This is a genomic window from Devosia sp. 919 (assembly GCF_013185965.1).
Lineage (GTDB): Bacteria > Pseudomonadota > Alphaproteobacteria > Rhizobiales > Devosiaceae > Devosia.
This window is the reverse complement of sequence record NZ_JABAOL010000001.1, coordinates 3,020,011-3,038,882: the sequence shown is the minus strand read 5'-3', so window position 1 is coordinate 3,038,882 and position 18,872 is coordinate 3,020,011. Positions and strand designations below refer to the sequence as shown.

Here is an 18,872-nt window from a genome sequence, read left to right as displayed (position 1 = left end):
AAACATTGGCAGATAATCAACGCTCTCTTCCTTCTCACGTTCGGCAAGTTCTCGAAGAGCCTGAACGACTTGCAGTGCTCGAAAGCCTTGAGTTGCTGTATGGCGAACCCGACGCCGATTTCGATCGCCTCACCCGCATTGCTGCCAGAGTGTTTGGAGCCAAGTTCGCGCTCCTGCCGCTTCTTGACGCTGAGCGGCAATGGTTTCGCTCCTGTTTTGGCGTGGATGACCTGCAAGGCAGCGAGGTGGAGGCCTCCTTTTGCGCCTATACGCTAGCCGAGCCAGGATCCGAGCCGCTCATCGTGCTCGACACCGCGGCCGATCCGCGGTTCGAGAATAATCGCTTCGTTGTGGGTTCGCCCAAGGTGCGCTTTTACGCTGGCGCGCCGGTGGTGGTGCGGGGGCAGCGCCTGGGTTCGCTTTGCGTCCTAGACACCCAGCCACGCTCCGAGGTTGACCCCGATCAACTCGCGCAACTGGTCGATCTGGCGGGCGTGGTCTCCAGCCTTTTGTCGCTCAAGGATGAGGCGCGGGTGCGGGCGCGCACGGCTGCAGCATTGATCCGGGAGGAATGGCGCCACGCCTTGACGCTGGAAGCCGGCAAGGTGGGCAGTTGGGTATGGGATGTGCCGAGCGGGGAGATCACCTGCAACGATACATTCCGGCGCATGTATGGATTACCCGATAACGAGGCAATCGATGCGCAGCAGGTGTTGGACGCTCTCCATGCCAATGATCAGGAACGCTTGCGCGAGGAGATCAAGGGTAGCCTAGAAGAAGGCGCTGACTTCAATGTCGAAGCGCGCTCAGCGGATGCGACCCGTTGGCTGGCGATGCGAGGTCGGGTTTACCAGCGCGACGCCGATGGTCGGCCCTTGGTGCTGATGGGTGCGAGCACCGACATCTCGGAAAACAAGCTCAGTGCCGACAATACCAGGCTGCTGCTGCGTGAGCTCAATCACCGGGTCAAGAATACGCTGGCGATGATCCAATCGGTAGCGCGCCAGACCATCCGGCAGAACCCGGATCCGCAAAGTTTCATCGAGGCATTTTCGGGCCGGCTGAAAACCATCTCGGATGCCCATGTGCTGCTCGCCAATCGTGATTGGTCGGGCGTGACCATGTATGAGGTGATCGGCTCGCAGTTCGGTCCACATTTTCTGGAGGAGCCGGACCGGGCCAAGGTCGAGGGTGAGAACATCATGTTGCCGGCCGACCATGCCCTGGGTCTGGGGCTGATCCTGCATGAGCTAACCACCAATACCCATCGCTATGGCGCCTGGGCGAGCGAGAACGGGGTTGTCGACATTGTTTGGGAGATCACCGATACGCCGGTGCGCGGCTTGTCGCTGAACTGGCGTGAGCGGGGCGGCCCGAGAGTCAGCACGCCCACTGAATATGGCCTGGGAGCCCGACTGATCGAACGGAGCCTTGCCAAGGTGCTCGACAGCAAGGTCGATCTCAAGTTCAACCCGGCTGGCGTGGAAGCCAGCATCTGGATGCCGCTGCCCGAGGAAGTCTGAAGCGCGACGCCAGGAGCGTCGCGCTTGGTGCTTATTCGTCGGTGCGCTTGCCGCGCCGGCGGCTGAACAGGAAGGTTGCGGCAGCGGCTGCCGCCGGCAGGGCGATGTTGCGCAGGGCCGAGGACCTCCACAAGGCAGGCAAGGCCGTCACCGTGGCGGTGGTGACAAAGGCGCTGGCCTCGGCAGCCCGCCGCTTTTCTGCCTGTTCGCGCTCTCGGCGGGCGGTGCTAACCTGGATCACGATGAAGGTCGCGAAAGCCAGCACGATCGCTACCCCGGCGCAGATCAAGGCTGCGGGCACGGCGCCCAGCCAATCGGCCAGGGCCAGATAGCCCGCCATCAGCAGGAAGCCGAAAGCGATCAGCCCGAACAGGCCCATTATCGCGTAAGCAATAATGGCCTGCCGGACACGACCGGTTATTGCCTCAAGCTCGATGCCGAGCAGGGCCGCAAGCGGCACGAGCATGTTCATGCTGTTAGTGCCGGCTCAGCAGCGCCAGGATGAAGCCTACACCCAAGGCGCTTGCCACGGCGGTGAAGGGCTTTTCACGGATGGTCTGCTTGAGGCTTTCCTCAAGCGCCCCGGCCTGATCCTGCACTTCGTCCAGAGCGTTCTGGCCGTGGCGCTTGAGGCGGTGCATCTCGGTTTCGGCGATGCCGCGCGCTTCGGTGACCTTTTCTCCGGTCAGCTGGGCCAATGTTGCGGCAATATCGCGAATATCGTTCTGGAGCTGGCTGACCTGCTGCTCGAGCTGTTGCTCCTTGGAGGCCGCGGGGATTGCGTCTTCTGCTGCTGAGGCCGCGCCGACTTTGCGGACGCCCGGGGGAAGATCAGTGCTGGTAGTGTTGGCCATGATGAGGCGGTCCTTCTCTGGAGTTGACGATTGCGGGTTGATCCGGTGTGCGGCCCGCTGAAATGGGAAAGACACCCCGACGCGACAAGGCATCGGGGTGACAGGGCAAGCGCGGGAGGGGGCTTCCCGGCTCGCAAGGCGCGTCCTGCTTGAGCAGAGGCCAATTTCATTGGCTGCGCCATATTGGTTGAGCTGGAGGGTTAGACCCGTCCCATCAGCACCAGGATCAGAACGATCACGAGGATCACGCCGAGGATGCCGGAGGGGAAGTAGCCAAAGCCGCGCGAATAGCCCCAATTGGGCAACGCGCCAATCAGCAACAAGATGAGGATGATGATGAGAATAGTGCCTAACGTCATGGGAACTCTCCTTTAAGTGACGCTAAAGTTCCGATCGCCGCTGGCCGCTAAAGAATGGCGAGGATCAAAGCGGCAGCGACGGTCAAAATAAAGAACGCAGGCGACAAAGCTTTAAGCACGTCGGAATAGTGAGTCTCCCCATCATAGCCCTCGAGTGACCATGCCGGTGCCCTGTGGCGTGCATGCTCGCTCAAGTTGCGGACAGAATTGTTCACGATGCCCTCCATGTGAAAGCCAGGTTTTCCAACAGGATCGACCGGCAATCACGCTTTGTTGTGCGTGATCAAATAACGGCGATGGAACGACTTGGTTCCGGTGATCTCCTCTCCGCCCTAGCCAGAAGGATCTAAGTGCGGTTCAGCTGGCGCCTCAGATGGCTAATGATAACCAGCTAGCGAGCAGCCCTGTTGTCGTTCAGCGTCCCAGAGCGGTGCTCAGTTCAGATTGGCGGGGCGGCGCAAGTCCAGTGTCAGCGGAAATTCGTCGGCTGGTTGTTCCTCGTGCAGTGCAAAGCCGCCAGCAGTGTAGTTGCCGGGCACGAACCGGGCGAGGCGGCGCGCTTCAGCCTCGTTGCCGTTGACGGGGAAAGTGTCGTAGTTGCGCCCGCCGGGATGAGCGACGTGATAAACGCAGCCGCCGACGGGACGTCCGGTCCAGCGATCATAGATGTCGAACACGAGGGGGGCGTTTGGCTCCAGTGTCGGGTGGAGCCCCGAGGCAGGTTGCCAGGCCTTGAAGCGTACCCCCGCAACCGCCGTGCCGGCGGCGTCGGTTTTGCGCAGGGGCAGGGGGCGCCCGTTGCAGCACACGGCGTAGCGGTCAGGATTGGTGCCTTCAAGTTTCACCTGAAGCCGTTCAACCGATGAATCAACAAAACGCACCGTGCCGCCAATTGCACCCTGTTCGCCCATGACGTGCCAGGGTTCCAGCGCTTGGCGCAGTTCAAGGCGCAGGCCCTCGTATTCCACCTCGCCGCAGAAAGGAAAGCGGAACTCCAGTTGAGCGGCGAACCAGGCGGGATCGAGCCGGAAGCCGTGGTGCTCAAGGTCGGCCAGAACATCAAGGAAGTCCTGCCAGATGAAGTGGGGCAGCATAAAGCGGTCATGGAGCGTCGTGCCCCAGCGCACAAACTTGCCCTCCAGCGGATCGGTCCAGAACCGGGCGATCAACGCGCGGATCAGCACCTGCTGCGCGAGGGACATGCGGGCATTGGGGGGCATTTCGAAGCCGCGGAATTCCACAAGGCCCAGCCGGCCGGTCGGGCCATCGGGAGAGAACAGCTTGTCGATGCAGATCTCCGAGCGGTGGGTGTTGCCGGTGACGTCGGTCAAGAGATTGCGGAACAGGCGATCCACCAGCCAAGGCCGCGGCGCCGGCTCGCCCGCTACCGGGTTCGGCACCTGCGCCATGGCAATTTCGAGTTCATAGAGGCTGTCATGGCGCGCCTCGTCGAACCGGGGCGCTTGGCTGGTCGGTCCAATGAAGAGGCCCGAGAACAGGTAGGACATCGCAGGATGGCGCTGCCAATGGAGCACGAGGCTCTTGAGCAGATCCGGACGCCGCAGGAAGGGGCTGTCCTCGGGCGTAGCGCCGCCCACAACAACGTGGTTGCCGCCGCCAGTGCCGGTGTGGCGACCGTCGATCATGAACTTGTCGGCGCCAAGGCGGGAATGGCGGGCTTCCTCGTACACGGCGGTCGTGGTGGCGACGCACTCATCCCAGTTATTGGCGGGATGGATGTTGACCTCGATCACGCCGGGATCGGGGGCAACACGGATGACGTTGAGACGCGGGTCGGTTGGTGGCCCGTAGCCCTCGAGGTGCACGGGTTGGCCGACTTCGCGGGCTGCGGCTTCAGTGGCTGCAACGAGTCCCAGATAGTCCTCGAGCGTTTCCACCGGCGGCAGGAAGACGCAAAGTCGGTTGTCGCGGATTTCAGCGGTAACTGCAGTGCGCACCTCACCCTTGATTTCGCTGATGACCTGCTCGGTGCGATCCTGCTGCTCGCCGGCGGCGGTGAACTCGGCCGCCGTTTGGGCGCGCGGATCGGCGGAAAGGCCGGGATGGGCGGCGTGGGGCAGGATAGCGTGGGCTGGCGGCAGTGGCGCACGGGGGGCGCCGGGGTCCTGCGCCACCACATGGGGATAATCGACTGGCTTGAGATGGGGCAGCGAAGACAAGGGCAGGCGATAGCCGGCGGGGCTGTCCCCTGGAGCCAGGAACAGCTTGCCGCGCCGCGTCTGCCATTTCTCGGTCAGCCAGGGGCTGGAAGCCTGTGCATTCCAGCGCTGCACCGGCAGCACATAGCCCGTGGGATTGGTCAGGCCGCGCTCGAACACGGTGGCAATGCGGGAGCGCGCTTCGGGGTCCGCGAGCTCGGAATTGGCCGGGTCGACATTGGGCGGCAGATTGGCTTCCTTGAGCAGCCATTCGCCCGGGTCCTCGTAAGCCGGCGCAATGGTGTCGCCGGACAGCCCCAGATGTCGGGCGAATGCCGCAAGGAAGGCTTCGGCGTCGCCCAGCTTGGCGGTGGTGGCCACTCCCTCGCGAGCGATTAGGTTCTCATCCTGCCAGACCGGCTGGCCGTCGGTGCGCCAGTAAAGCGAGAAGGTCCAGCGGGGCAGGGTCTCGCCGGGATACCATTTGCCCTGACCATAATGCAGCAGGCCCGTTGGGGCGAAGCGCTGGCGCAGGCGCCGGATCAGGTCATCGGCCAGGGCGCGCTTGGTCGGCCCGACCGCTCCCGTGTTCCATTCCTCGGCCTCGAAGTCGTCAATCGAGACAAAGGTGGGCTCGCCACCCATGGTGAGGCGGACGTCATTTGCCGCCAGAACACCGTCGACTTGATGGCCCAGCGCATTGAGCTCGTCCCAAGCGGCATCCGAGAACGGCTTGGTGACGCGGGGATGCTCGGCGACGCGGTCAACGCGCATGTCAAAAGCAAAGTCGACCTCGGCATAGGAGGCAAGACCTGAGATCGGGGCGGCGTTGCGGTAGTGCGGCGTGGCCGCCAGAGGGACGTGACTTTCACCCGTGAGCAGGCCCGAAGTGGGGTCAAGACCGACCCAGCCCGCACCGGGCAAATAGACCTCGCACCAGGCATGCAGATCGGTGAAGTCGCGGTCCGTACCGGCAGGGCCATCAAGGGACACGAGATCGGGCTTGAGCTGGATCAGGTAGCCCGAAACGAAACGGGCAGCAAAGCCCAAATGGCGCAGGATGTTGACCAGGAGCCAGCTGGAATCGCGGCAGGAGCCGCGGGCATTGCCCAGGGTTTCCTCAGGACTCCAGACGCCGGGCTCCATGCGCACGATGTAAGCGACGTGTTGCTGGAGGCGGGCGTTTAGCCCGGTGACGAAGGTCACCGTATTGGTGGGCGATCGATCGATGCCGGCGAGGAACTGTTCAACCAGCGGGCCGACAGGTTCGGCCTTCATGTAGATGGCGAGGTCGTCGCTGATGTCTTCGGGATACAGGAAGGGCCAGGTTTCGGCGCGCTCTTCCACGAAGAAGTCGAACGGATTGTAGACCGTCATGTCGGCCACAAGATCCACCTCGATCTTGAGCTCGGTTACGGGTTCGGGGAAGACGAAGCGGGCGAGGAAGTTGCCGTAGGGGTCCTGTTGCACATTGACGAAGTGGTTTGCTGGGGTGACTTTGAGTGCGTGGCTGAGCACCTTGGTCTTGGAATGCGGCGCTGGCTGGAGCCGGATGATCTGGGGCTGCAAATAAACGGGGCGGTCATATTTGTAGTGCGTGAGGTGATAGACGGCAGCTTTGATCGACATGCGGTTGCGTCGCTCGCTTGGGTGAAATCCGGGTCGCCTGGCGGCAGCCTAGTCCGCTTTGACCGCAGCCGCCAGCACTGCCGATAACGCGGTTGGGAGACGCAAGCTCCTCTTTACAAACGTGGAGTTTGTGGCAGGGCCATTGTCAGAGCCGCACGCATGTCGCGCTCGGTGTCCTTGAGGTGCAGGCGCATGGCTTCCCCGGCGGCGCGGCCATTGCCTGACTTGATGCATTCAAAGATACGCTCATGGTCGGCAATGGTGTTCCAAACGGTGTGGCCGCGCCGCTGATGGCCGCGCTGGCTGACGGTGAAGCCTTCGCGCAATGCCGGGGCCATGCCCTCGAACAGATAGCCGAGCACGCGATTGCCGCTGGCCAGCGCAACGGCTTCGTGGAAGGCCAGGTCATGGTCGTTGAAGCAGACCTCGTGGGTCTCCGCTGCGGTTTCCGACTCCCCCGCGGCATCGCGCATTCCTTGCAGGGCGTGCTCGATGGCCGCGGTGCCGGCCCGGGACGCGCGCTTGGCCGCCAGGGTTGCTGATTGCACCTCAAGGGACATGCGCACTTCCATGAGGTCAAACAGGCCCTTGGGATCGTAGCGCAACACCGAGGTGAGGAAATCGGTAAAGGCCGCGCCGTCCGGCTCGCGCACAACGGCGCGGCGGCCCTTGGCGATCTCGAGCAGACCCCGGCCTTCGAGCAGCTTGACGGACTCGCGAATGGTCAAGCGGCTCACCTGGTAGCGCAATGCGAGTTCGGCTTCGCTGGGCAGGCTTGTGCCGGGGATCATCTCGGTCAGGATCTGGCGTGCGAGGTGATCGGCCACGACACTGGCGGCGCTGCCCCCCTCAGGGGAGTTCCCATCCGTTGCGATGCTCAACTTTCCTCCTGCCTATCTGATAGGTCGACATAGATTGCATTGCTTCGAATGCTTTTTGGCCTCGGGGCACTGGCGGGCGGGCGGACGGTATCGTCAAGCAAGAGCGGCTGCAACCGGGAGGCTTGTTGAACTTTGGCAGGGTAGGGGGAGCGCGGGGGAAGCAAAGTCGCTTTACAGTCTTATCTGATTAAACTAGCTTCCGCGACGTGGGCTTGGGAGGGCCGCGGCTGCAACAGCGGCTGCCGGGAGAGGAATCAATGCAACGCAAATTGCTGCTGCGCCGGGGCGCCGCCGATGCCTGGTTCGCTCCGGTTCGGCATGCCTTGAGCAGCCCGCATTCGTGGGGCGCCGCCCGCCCCCAAGCACCAATGCTTATTCTTGCATACTGAAGATCATAGGGAGTCGAGACGTGAAGCTTGCCAAATCTCTTGCAACCTTGTTGACGGTCAGCGCCGTGGCGCTGGTCAGTTCGGCAGCGGTTTTTGCCCAGGACAAGGGTGCCATCGGTATCGCCATGCCAACCCAGTCGTCCTTGCGCTGGATCTCGGACGGCAATGAACTCAAGGCCGCGCTCGAGGCCAAGGGCTATACCGTCAATCTGCAATATGCTGAAGACGACATCCCCAACCAGCTCGCCCAGGTCGAGAACATGGTGACCACCGGGGTCGAGGCGCTGGTTGTCGCGTCGATCGACGGCACGACGCTGTCGAGCGTGCTGCAGCAGGCGGCCGACTCGGGGATCCCGGTCGTTGCCTATGACCGGTTGATCCGCGACACTGGCAATGTGGATTACTACACCACTTTCGACAACTTCCAGGTCGGCGTGCTGCAGGCCAATTCGATCCTCAAGGGTCTCGGCTATCCCGAGAACCCTGGCCCATTCAATATCGAGCTGTTTGGCGGCTCGCCCGACGACAACAATGCCTTCTTCTTCTATGACGGCGCGATGAGCGTGTTCCAGCCGCTGATCGACAAGGGTGACCTGGTGGTCAAGTCGGGCCAGCAGGGCATGGAAACCGTTGGGACGTTGCGCTGGGACGGTGCGGTGGCGCAGGCCCGCATGGATAACCTCCTGTCGAGCACCTATTCGGATGGTTCGCGCGTCGACGCCGTCCTGTCCCCCTATGATGGCTTGTCGCGCGGCATCATCTCCTCGCTGCGCGGCGTGGGCTATGGCTCGGCCGATCAGCCGTGGCCCATCATTTCGGGCCAGGATGCGGAAGCCCCCTCGGTCAAGGCGATCATTGCCGGCGAGCAGTATTCCACTGTCTACAAGGACACCCGTGAGCTGGCCCGCGTGACTGCGGACCTGGTGGAAACCGTGCTGACTGGCGGCACGCCCGAAGGTCTCGACACCACGACCTACGAAAATGGCGTCAAGGTCGTGCCCTCGATCCTGCTCACCCCCTATGAAGTCGACAAGTCCAACTACCAGGAACTGGTGGTGGATTCCGGCTACCTCAAGGCTGAAGATCTCCAGTAACTGCCGGGCTTTTCGTTCTCGCCCGGACGAGGAATGACTGCGCTGGCGGAGCAATCCGCCGGCGTTCTTGCAAAAGTTCTTTGCTCCACAGGGATGCGATACATGACATTTTTGAAGACCTTCGCCAGTGTTCTGGCGGTGAGCGCCGTGGCAATGACGGCCTCGAGCGCGGCCTTGGCCCAGGACAAGGGCACGATCGGCATTTCGATGCCCGAGCAGACCACGCTGCGCTGGATTTCCGATGGCGCCGAGCTCAAGGCCGCGCTTGAGGAAAAGGGCTATACGGTCGACCTGCAATATGCCGGCGACGACATTCCCAACCAGCTTGCCCAGATCGAAAACATGCTCACCACGGGTGTTGATGCCCTGGTGATCGCCGCGCTCGACGGCACGACGCTGTCGGCCGTGCTGCAGCAGGCGGGCGAGTCCGAAGTGGAAGTGTTCGCCTATGACCGCCTGATCCGCGACACGGGGAATGTGGATTATTACACCACTTTCGACAACTTCCAGGTGGGCGTGCTGCAGGCCAATTCGATCCTCAAGGGCCTCGGCTATCCCGAGAAGCCCGGCCCGTTCAATATCGAGCTGTTCGGCGGCTCGCCGGACGACAACAATGCCTTCTTCTTCTACGACGGCGCGATGAGCGTGTTCCAGCCGCTGATCGACAAGGGGGACCTCGTCGTCAAGTCCGGGCAGACCGGCATGCAGACGGTTGGTACCCTGCGCTGGGATGGTGCCACCGCCCAGTCTCGCATGGATAACTTGCTGTCCAGCGCTTATTCGGACGGCACCCGCGTCGATGCCGTGCTGGCACCCAATGACGGGCTGGCTCGCGGCATCATCTCGTCGCTGCGCGGCGTTGGTTATGGTTCGTCCGACCTCGCCTGGCCGATCATTTCGGGCCAGGACGCCGAGGCTCCGTCGGTCAAGGCGATTGTTGCGGGCGAGCAGTACTCGACCGTTTACAAGGACACCCGTGAATTGGCCCGCGTCACCGCGGACCTCGTGGAAACGGTTGTTTCGGGCGAAACGCCGGAAGGCCTCGACACCACCACTTACGACAATGGTGTCAAGGTCGTGCCCTCGATCCTGCTGACGCCATATGAAGTCGACAAGACCAACTATCAGGAACTGCTGATCGACTCCGGCTATATCAAGGCCGAAGACGTCCAGTAATCCTGCAAACCAAGGACTGGGCCCCGCATTTGTTTGCGGGGCCTTTCCCGTCACAAAGGCGTTGCTTGCCGGACCCGATAGAACCAAGCTAAGCGCCGCGCTACGGAGCGTTAGAGACAAGACGATGACCAAAACCATTCTGGAAATGCGCGGCATCACCAAGACCTTTCCGGGGGTCAAGGCGCTGCAGGATGTGAACCTGGATGTGCGCGAAGCCGAGATCCACGCGATTGTGGGGGAAAACGGCGCGGGCAAATCCACCCTGATGAAGGTGCTGAGCGGGGTTTATCCTGCCGGCAGCTACGAAGGGGAGATCATTTATCAAGACAAACCGGTTGCCTTCAAAACCATCCGCGACAGCGAACATGTGGGTATCGTCATCATCCATCAGGAGCTGGCGCTGGTGCCGTTGCTCTCGATTGCCGAAAACATCTTTCTGGGCAATGAGCAGGCAAAAGCGGGGGTGATCGACTGGGATGAGACGCGCAATGGCGCGCGCAAGCTGTTGTCCATGGTCGGGCTCAAGGAAGATCCCGATACGTTGGTCACCCATATCGGGGTGGGCAAGCAGCAGCTGGTGGAAATTGCCAAGGCGCTGTCCAAAGAAGTCAAACTGCTGATCCTTGATGAACCCACGGCGAGCCTGTCCGAGAAGGACAGCGCGGCACTGCTTGATCTTCTACTGGAGTTCAAGGCGCAGGGGATTACTTCGATCATCATCTCGCACAAGCTCAACGAGATCGCCCGTGTCGCCGACCGGGTCACGGTGATCCGGGATGGGCGCACCATCGAGACGATGGACCGCGCCGATATGTCGGAAGACCGGATCATCGCGTCCATGGTGGGGCGCTCGCTGGAGGATCGTTATCCCAAGCGCGAACCGAAGATCGGTGAGGTGCTGCTAGAGGTCAAGAATTGGTCGGTCTACCACCCGCTCCATAGCGAGCGGCAGGTGATCAAGGGGGTCAACCTCAATGTGGGCAAGGGCGAAGTGGTGGGCATTGCTGGGCTGATGGGGGCCGGGCGGACCGAATTCGCCATGAGCCTTTTTGGCAAGACCTATGGCCGCAACATTACGGGCGAAGTGTTCATGCATGGCAAGAAGGTGGATACCTCCACCGTCCGCCGGGCAGTGGATGCCGGGATTGCCTATGCCACCGAGGATCGCAAGACCTATGGGCTGAACCTGATCGACCACATCAAGCACAATACGACGCTGGCCAATTTGCCGGGCATCTCGCATGGCGGGGTGATCGACGACATGGCCGAGATGAAGGTCGCCAACGATTATCGCAAGATGACCAATATCCGCTCCTCGAGCGTCTATCAGATCGTGGGCAATCTTTCGGGCGGCAACCAGCAGAAGGTCGTGCTCAGCAAGTGGCTGTTTGCCAACCCTGACCTGCTGATCCTCGACGAGCCCACCCGCGGCATCGATGTTGGCGCCAAGTATGAAATCTATACGATCATCAACAAGCTGGCTGACGAGGGGAAGGGCATTCTGGTCATCTCCTCGGAAATGCCCGAGCTGCTGGGGATCTGTGACCGTATCTATGTGATGAATGAAGGCCGCATCGTTGGCGAGCTCGCCGGGAGCGAGGCAAGCCAGGAACGAATCATGCGCTCTATCGTGCGTGCAGAAGGAAAAATCGCATGACCACCGAAACCGTACCGCAGGTACCGAGCACCACTTCTTCGGCGCGCTCCGTACTCCAGGCCAATCTTCGCGACTACGGGCTGGTCGTCGCGTTGCTGGCCATCATGGTGTTCTTCCAGATCACCACCAATGGCACGATGTTCCGGCCATTGAACCTGACCAATGTGATCCTGCAGAACTCCTATATCGTGATCATGTCGCTGGGCATGCTGCTGGTGATCGTCGCTGGCCATATCGATCTGTCGGTGGGCTCGGTCTCGGGCTTTGTCGGCGGTCTCGCCGCGATCATGATGGTGCGCTGGGGCATTCCGCCACTCGCCACCATGGTGCTGTGCCTGGCGGTTGGTGCTGCCATCGGCGCGGCACAGGGCTATTGGATCGCTTATCTCAAGATCCCGTCCTTTATCGTGACGCTGGCGGGCATGCTGGTGTTCAAGGGCCTGGTGCTGGCGCTGCTGGGCGGCGCTTCGGTCGGGCCGTTCCCGGTGGAGTTCCAGCTGCTGAGCGCCGGCTTTGTCCCCGACATCATCGGCCCCATCACCATCCCACAGGGCGATGGCCCGCCGCTGGTGCTGCACACGACGACGCTGGTGATCGGTATCCTCGTGACGCTGGCCTATGTGTTCACCAGCCTGCGCAGCCGCAAGCGCCGCCAGGAACATGGCTATGAGGCCGAGCCATTTGCCGTGTTCGCGGTCAAGACCGCGGTGTTGGGTGCGCTGATCCTGTTCTTCTCGTATCTCCTGGCCTCCTATCGCGGCCTGCCCAATGTGCTGATCGTGATGTCGATCCTGATCGCGATCTTTGTGTTCGTGACCAAGCGCACGACACTGGGGCGGCGCATCTATGCGCTGGGCGGCAACAGCAAGGCGGCGCAGCTTTCGGGCATCAAGACCGAGCGGCTGACCTTTTATGTGTTTGTGATCATGGGCATGCTGGCGGCTCTTGCCGGGCTGATCTTTGCGGCGCGCCTCAATACCGCGACCCCCAAGGCAGGGCAGGGCTTCGAGCTCGACGTGATCGCGGCCGTGTTCATCGGCGGCGCCTCGGCCCTGGGTGGCGTGGGGCAGGTGGCAGGGGCCGTGATCGGCGCCTTCATCATGGGCGTGATGAACAATGGCATGTCGATCATGGGCGTCAATATCGACTGGCAGCAGGTGATCAAGGGCCTGGTGCTGTTGGGCGCCGTGGTGTTCGACGTTTACAACAAGAACAAAGCCTAAGCGCCTGTTCGCAGATTCAAATCTGGCCGCCGGAGCAATCCGGCGGCCTTTTGTTTACAAGGGCGGGGATGTGCCGAATCTCCGCTCGACCAAAGGTCAGCGGCTGCGACATGGGGCAAGGATCGCCTCGGTGCCGGTCGTCCGGCGAAAGGTATAGGTGAAGCAAGCCTTGCCCCATGCTATCCCGGAGACTCTATGGAAAGGACCGTCCTCGGCTTAAGCCCGTGCCGAAAGACAAACCCGGGGGCTCAAATCGGGTCACAGATCATCCTTTAAACCACAGGACATGGAGCGACCCCCATGCCATCCGGCGTCCCCATGCCGACCGTTCGTCGCGACCGCGCAGTTGCGCATGAAGATGGGGCAACAATAACCGAGCTTTTGGCACCGGGGATAAGTTGGTCGGCCGCCACGGGGCGACCGACGCGTCCGGTGCCGGCTTACTCTGCCGGGACCGGTGCCGCCGGGGCGTTGGCGGCGTCGAGTTCGCGCTCGAGGCGCGCTTCCTGTTCGGCCTTAGGCTTGCTGAAGCGGGCCAGCAGCAGATAGGCCACCGGCGTCAGGTAGAGCGTCGAAATGGCGGCGAAGCTGAGGCCGCCCACCATCACCCAGCCAAGCGCCGTCCGCGCTTCGGCGCCCGCGCCGCTGGCCAGCACCAATGGCAGGCCGCCGATGATGGTGGCGATCATGGTCATCATCACCGGGCGCAGGCGGATATTGGATGCTTCCTCGATCGCCTCAGCCACGGACCGGCCCTCATCACGCAGCTGGTTGGCAAATTCAACAATCAGAATGCCGTTCTTGGCCATGATGCCGACCACGAGGACGAGCCCGATCTGGCTGAAGATGTTGAGACTGCCTCCCGTGGCCAGCAGGGCGTAGAGCGCCGCCGCAACGCCAAAGGGCACCGTGGTCATGACGATAATGGCGCTCCACAAGCTTTCGAACTGCGCCGCCAGCACCAGAAGGATGATGACAAGCGCAAAGCCGAAAGTGAGGAATAGGCCGTTATTGGCTTCACCCAGCGTCTTGGCTTCGGCAAGGGGCAGGATGGCGGTGCCCTCGGGCATGATCGGGCGAGCGATTTCAAGCAGCCGAGTATAGGCGTCGCCGAGCGCCAGGCCGCCATCTTCAAGGCTGGCAGTGACCGTCACTGCGCGCCGCTGCTGCTCGCGCCGCAAGGTCGGCGGCACGGCAGACTCGGTGATGGTGGCGATGGTCGACATGGGCACATAGCGGCCCTGGCCGGTCTTGACGAAGAGGGTTTCGAGGTCGCGCGGGTCGTTCACCGGGTTGCTGGTGGAGAGCATCCGCACGGTGTAGCTGGTGTCCTCAATGAAGACGGTGCCCACATCGGTGCCGTCGATCATGGCTTGCATGGTGGTGGCAAGGCCGTTGATATCGATGCCGAGCGCGTCGGCTCGTTCGCGGTTGACCGACAAGGTGAGCTGGGGCTGAGTCGTATCGAAATTGACGGTAACGCGACCGAAGCGCCCGTCTTCCTCGAGCCGGTCGCTGATGGTTTCGGCCGTGTCGGCCAGCACATCATAGTTGGAGCCGACCACGGCAAATTGCAGGCCCGAGCCGCCGCCGCGGATGCCAAGGCTGTTGCCCTGACCGACCGAAGCGCGCACGCCGGGAACCTGGGCCATCAGGGCATTGATGTCGGCCGCGATTTCGGCCTGGCTACGTTCCCGTTCACCCCAGGGGGCAAGGGAAAGAGTGAGCGAGCCGCCATTGCCCCAGCCGGAGAGCACAAAGATCGAGCGGATTTCGCCATTGTCGACAAAGGGCTGCAGCATGGACTCGATGGTCGTCATCTGGCTGCGCACATAATCGAGGCTGGCTGTGCTGGGGGCCTGCACGCGCAGGGAAATCTGCGAGCGGTCCTCGGGCGGGGTGATCTCCTGACGCAGATTGCCATAGACGTAATAGGACGAGGCGGCAAAGAGCAGGGCGACGAGCACGACCACAAAGGGGTTGGCGAGGGCGAGCTTGAGGGTGCGGTTATAAAGACGGGCAAAGAAGCGCCCGATGCCGCCGATCAGACCCTTGCGGGGTTGATCGGTATGCGGCTCGGCCTTGAGCAGGCGCGAGGCGATCATGGGGCCAAGCGACAGCGCCACTACCGAAGACAACAGCACGGCGATCGCGAGAGTGAAGCCGAATTCGCGGAACAGTCGCCCGGTCTGGCCGGCAAGGAATGACAGCGGGATGAACACCGCAGCAAGGGTCAGTGTGGTGGCGACCACGGCAAAGAACACTTCCTGGGTGCCCAGGACGGCGGCGGCGCGAGGTCCAGCGCCCATCGCCTTGCGGCGGACGATATTTTCCAGCACCACGATGGCGTCGTCGACCACAAGGCCTGTCGCCAGAACGAGCGCGAGCAGCGTGATGATGTTGAGCGAGAACCCGGCGAGGTAAATGCCGGCCACGGCGCCCAAAAGGGCGATAGGCATGGAAAGTGCTGGCACGATGGTGGCGCGCCAATCGAGCAGGAACAGATAGATGATGGCGACGACCACCAGTAGCGAGACGATAAGGGCAATCTGCACCTCGTGCAGTGCCCCCTCGATGAACACCGCGTCGTCGCTGGAAATCTTGACGTTGACGCCTTCGGGCAGGGTCTGGTTGAGCACCTCGACGGCGGCATGAACACCTTCCGAAATCTCGATGGTGTTGGACTGGGCCTGGCGCACGATGCCGAGGCCAATGCCGGGCTTGCCATCGGAGCGGAGCGACGAAGTGCTGGCGGCGGCGTCGAAGACGACAGTCGCGACATCGCCCAGCGTCGTCTTGCCCGAGATGATGATGTTCTCGAAGTCCTCCGGCTGGGTGACTTCGGAGAGGGCGCGCACGGAAATATTCTGGTTGGGGCCGTTTATCGAGCCGGCGGGCGTATCGAAGGCAATGGTGGAAACGGCGTTGCGGATATCGGCGACGGTGAGCCCAAGGCTGGCGAGCTTGACGGGATCGACATCAATCTCGAACGCGGTTTCGCGCGTGCCATAGACCTGCACTTCGGCCACGCCGTTGACGGCGGCGAGGCGCTCGGAAATCACGTCCTCGACCAGCTGGCTCAGCTCGCCTACCGGGACGATATCGGACGTGACCGCAAGCTGGATAACGGCTTGGGCATCGGAGTCTGCCTTGAAGATGGTGGGGTCATCTACCCCGTCGGGCAGGGAGCGCGTGACGCGGCTCAGGGCATCGCGGACATCGGAGGTCGCGACATCGAGATTGGTGCCGTCAGTAAATTCCAGGGTAACGCGGCTGGTATTGGTGGAGGAACTCGAGGAAATGGCGGTGACGCCCTGAACGCGCGCCACGGCGCCTTCTACAACCGCGGTGACCTCGCGATCAACGGTTTCAGCGGCCGCGCCCTCAAAGCGGGTGGAGATGGACAGGACGGGCTGCTCGACGCTGGGCAGTTCGCGCACTTCGGCGCCCAGCAGCGCGGCAAGGCCGGCCACGACGATGAGGGCATTGATCACCATCGCCATGACCGGGCGGCGCACAAAGAGGCCGGCGAGGGTGCCGCCGCGCTGGTTTTTTGCTGCAATCGACATGGGCATAATCCTTTGCGGGCTAGCTGGCCGACGCGGCCTGGGGCTGTTCGCCCCCGGTGCCGTCGGGCCCTTCAAGGAGCGTCACCTGAGCGCCTTCGCTCAGCTGCAGCACGCCTTCGGTGATGATGGCGTCGCCCGGCTCCAGATCGGCCCGGACCAAAACGCCGTCACTGTTGCGCTGGACGATTTCGGCAGACACACGCACGGCGCGGCCCTCGACATATTTCCAGACATAAGAGCCCTCGGTGGACCACAGGATCGCCAGCGGATTGACGGCTGGATAGGTTTCGCCGGGGAAGCGCAGGGCCACCTGGAAAGACATGCCGGGGCGGAGGGTGCCGTCCTCATTGGGAATTTCAGCCTGGACCTGGAGCGTGCGGCTGGCGGGATCGACGCGATTGTCGAGGGCGCTGATCTCGCCTTCAAAAGTGCGGCCCGGCACGGCGAGGGCGGATACGGTGATGGGCGTTCCTGGCTGGACGATGCTGGTGTAGCGCTCGGGCACCCAGAAATCGACGCGCACCGACGCGATGTCATCAATGGTGGTGACGGTGGTTTGCGCGCCGACATAATTGCCGGGGGTGACCTGGATCAATCCGACCGTGCCGCTGATTGGGCTGGTGATAGTGCGGCGGGCGAGGGCCAGTTCGGCATTGCGCACCTCGAGGTCGGCATTGGCGGCGGCGAGCTGGGCGGCGGTGAGGGCGGTGTTGGCCACGACATTGGAGCTGGCGAGCCCTTCGGTGCGGGCAAGGGTCGCAGCGGCATCATCGGCGGCGAGGCGGGCGCGGTCGAGGGCAAGCTGTTCGGCATCGGCTTCGAGGCGGGCGATGACGTCGCCGGCTGCCACTTCCTGGCCGGGCGCGACCAGAACTTCGGTCAGCGTGCCGCCGGCGGAGGAAACCACGGTGACCGAGCGCACGGCGGTGCCTTCGCCGATGGCGCTGAGGGTGTCGTTAATGGTGGCGAGGGTGACCCCGGTGGTCACGACATTGGTTTGGCGACTGGCGCCGCGCGGGCCACCTGGGCCGCGCCCGCCCGGACCTGAACCAGGGTTTGCGCCAGGGCCGGCCGCGGGTCCACGGGGAGCGCCATCAGGGGCGCCAGGAGCGCCGCCCGGGCGCCCGGCTGGAGGGGCATTGGCAACTTCCTGGGTGGAGCCAAAGGGCAGGGCGATGCCGTAGGAGGCCAGGGTTTGTGTAGCGCCGGGGGCGAAAAAGACCCATGCCAGGGCCGCAGCGGCTAAAATGATCACCGATGCCAGAAGCTGCCGTATCAAGCTGATTTAATCCCATTCACCTAATGCGCGCGAAGGAGCCGCAGCGCTGTCGGTTGCAGCATATCAGCCTTGGTCCCCCCTGCGCACGTTACAATGCCGTTAATTAACCATGCACCGCCGTTTCAGGCGATCGGAGCATCGGGATTGGCGCCCCATTCGGTCCAGGAGCCGTCATAAACCGACACATCCTTGGCGCCGGCGACCTCAAGCGCGAGCGCAAGGGCAGAGGCGGTGATGCCCGAGCCACAGGTGGTGATGATGGGGCGGCTGAGATCGATGCGGCGCTCGGCGAAAAGCTGTCGCAGCTCGTCAGGCGAGCGCATGGCACCCGCTTCGGTCAAAAGGCTCGCGGGCACATTGATGCTGCCGGGAATGCGGCCACCGCGCAGGCCCGGGCGCGGCTCGGGCACTTCGGCGTTGAAGCGAGCGGCGGGGCGGGCATCAAGGATCTGCGCTTCACGGTCGCGGCTGCGGGCGAGCACGGTGCCGAAATCGGTGACGCGGTCGGGATCGAGCCGCACTTGGAACCATTGCGGCTCGCGCTGCACGGGACCTGACTCGGTGGGGCGGCCCTCGGCGCGCCATTTGGGCGAGCCGCCCTCGAGCAGGAGCACGTTGGGCGCGCCCATGACCTTGAAGGTCCACCAGACGCGGGGGGCAGTGGCCATGCCGAGCTGGTCGTAGACCACGATGGTCATGGTATCGGCGATGCCGAGCTCACCCACGGCGCCGGCAAAGGCGGCAGGGGCGGGCAGCATATGGGGCAGGTCGGTGTCCTTGTCGGCGATCGCGTCGATGTCGAAGAACACCGCGCCCGGCAGATGGGACTCCAGATACTCGGCGTGCGGATCGCGCACGGAGCCGGGCATGTGCCAGGAGCCATCCACGATCACCAGATCGGGATCGCCGAGACGGTCGGCCAGCCAGTCGGTTGAAACAAAGTGATTATCCATGATCCGACTCCTTGCGCATTGCGCGCCACCATGGCGCGGGCGCCCGCGCGCGTCAAACCGGCGCGAGACAGTTCGGGCGGGGAAGGGGTGGCATTCTTGTCAAAAAGCAGGGCCGGGGCAAATTAAC

At 62.9% G+C, this 18,872-nt stretch carries 14 protein-coding genes; 5 read left to right on the top strand and 9 right to left on the bottom strand.

Annotation, left to right across the window (positions count from 1 at the left end):
• Positions 1-74 precede the first annotated feature (74 nt).
• Complete coding sequence (locus HRQ64_RS14755) at positions 75-1,523, top strand: HWE histidine kinase domain-containing protein (RefSeq protein ID WP_172123916.1); 1,449 nt, start codon at positions 75-77, stop codon at positions 1,521-1,523.
• Between the two features lie 31 nt (positions 1,524-1,554).
• Here HRQ64_RS14755 and HRQ64_RS14750 read toward each other — a convergent pair whose 3' ends face one another.
• From HRQ64_RS14750 to HRQ64_RS14725, 6 genes are all read right to left on the bottom strand, one after another.
• Complete coding sequence (locus tag HRQ64_RS14750; protein ID WP_172123914.1) at positions 1,555-1,995, bottom strand: hypothetical protein; 441 nt, start codon at positions 1,993-1,995, stop codon at positions 1,555-1,557.
• A gap of 4 nt (positions 1,996-1,999) precedes the next feature.
• Positions 2,000-2,377, bottom strand: a complete 378-nt coding sequence (locus tag HRQ64_RS14745) for a DUF883 family protein (RefSeq protein ID WP_164854854.1) — start codon at positions 2,375-2,377, stop codon at positions 2,000-2,002.
• Between the two features lie 200 nt (positions 2,378-2,577).
• Positions 2,578-2,736 carry a DUF3309 family protein gene (locus HRQ64_RS14740; protein WP_127753789.1) on the bottom strand — a complete coding sequence of 53 codons (159 nt, stop codon included), beginning with the start codon at positions 2,734-2,736 and terminating at the stop codon, positions 2,578-2,580.
• 47 nt (positions 2,737-2,783) lie between these two features.
• A complete protein-coding gene (locus HRQ64_RS14735; RefSeq protein ID WP_172123912.1) occupies positions 2,784-2,951 on the bottom strand; it encodes a hypothetical protein in 168 nt (55 codons plus the stop codon).
• Between the two features lie 219 nt (positions 2,952-3,170).
• On the bottom strand, positions 3,171-6,524 hold the full coding sequence (locus HRQ64_RS14730) for a transglutaminase family protein (protein ID WP_172123910.1): 3,354 nt from the start codon (positions 6,522-6,524) through the stop codon (positions 3,171-3,173).
• 113 nt (positions 6,525-6,637) lie between these two features.
• Complete coding sequence (locus HRQ64_RS14725) at positions 6,638-7,405, bottom strand: FadR/GntR family transcriptional regulator (RefSeq protein ID WP_172123908.1); 768 nt, start codon at positions 7,403-7,405, stop codon at positions 6,638-6,640.
• A gap of 409 nt (positions 7,406-7,814) precedes the next feature.
• Between HRQ64_RS14725 and chvE (HRQ64_RS14720) the strand changes: the two genes are divergently transcribed.
• The 4 genes from chvE (HRQ64_RS14720) to mmsB all read left to right on the top strand — a co-directional run bounded on the left by chvE (HRQ64_RS14720) (position 7,815) and on the right by mmsB (position 12,944).
• The gene (chvE, locus tag HRQ64_RS14720) at positions 7,815-8,888 is read left to right on the top strand and encodes a multiple monosaccharide ABC transporter substrate-binding protein (RefSeq protein ID WP_172123906.1); all 1,074 of its coding nucleotides are present in this window, start codon (positions 7,815-7,817) and stop codon (positions 8,886-8,888) included.
• A gap of 111 nt (positions 8,889-8,999) precedes the next feature.
• Positions 9,000-10,064 (top strand): multiple monosaccharide ABC transporter substrate-binding protein, encoded by a 1,065-nt coding sequence (gene chvE, locus HRQ64_RS14715; RefSeq protein WP_210258677.1) that lies wholly within the window; start codon positions 9,000-9,002, stop codon positions 10,062-10,064.
• 124 nt (positions 10,065-10,188) lie between these two features.
• A complete protein-coding gene (gene mmsA / locus HRQ64_RS14710) occupies positions 10,189-11,721 on the top strand; it encodes a multiple monosaccharide ABC transporter ATP-binding protein (protein ID WP_172123902.1) in 1,533 nt (510 codons plus the stop codon).
• The gene (mmsB, locus tag HRQ64_RS14705; protein ID WP_127753783.1) at positions 11,718-12,944 is read left to right on the top strand and encodes a multiple monosaccharide ABC transporter permease; all 1,227 of its coding nucleotides are present in this window, start codon (positions 11,718-11,720) and stop codon (positions 12,942-12,944) included. Before mmsA ends, mmsB begins: the two co-directional genes overlap by 4 nt.
• A gap of 440 nt (positions 12,945-13,384) precedes the next feature.
• Here the strand turns inward: mmsB and HRQ64_RS14700 are convergent, their stop codons facing one another.
• The 3 genes from HRQ64_RS14700 to sseA all read right to left on the bottom strand — a co-directional run bounded on the left by HRQ64_RS14700 (position 13,385) and on the right by sseA (position 18,745).
• Positions 13,385-16,519: an efflux RND transporter permease subunit gene (locus tag HRQ64_RS14700; RefSeq protein ID WP_172123900.1), complete on the bottom strand. Its 3,135-nt coding sequence runs from the start codon at positions 16,517-16,519 to the stop codon at positions 13,385-13,387.
• A 13-nt stretch (positions 16,520-16,532) separates the two neighbouring features.
• Positions 16,533-17,792, bottom strand: coding sequence for an efflux RND transporter periplasmic adaptor subunit (locus HRQ64_RS14695; RefSeq protein WP_210258560.1), 1,260 nt, complete (start codon positions 17,790-17,792; stop codon positions 16,533-16,535).
• A 122-nt stretch (positions 17,793-17,914) separates the two neighbouring features.
• Positions 17,915-18,745 (bottom strand): 3-mercaptopyruvate sulfurtransferase, encoded by an 831-nt coding sequence (sseA, locus tag HRQ64_RS14690; RefSeq protein ID WP_172123898.1) that lies wholly within the window; start codon positions 18,743-18,745, stop codon positions 17,915-17,917.
• Between the last annotated feature and the right edge of the window lie 127 nt (positions 18,746-18,872).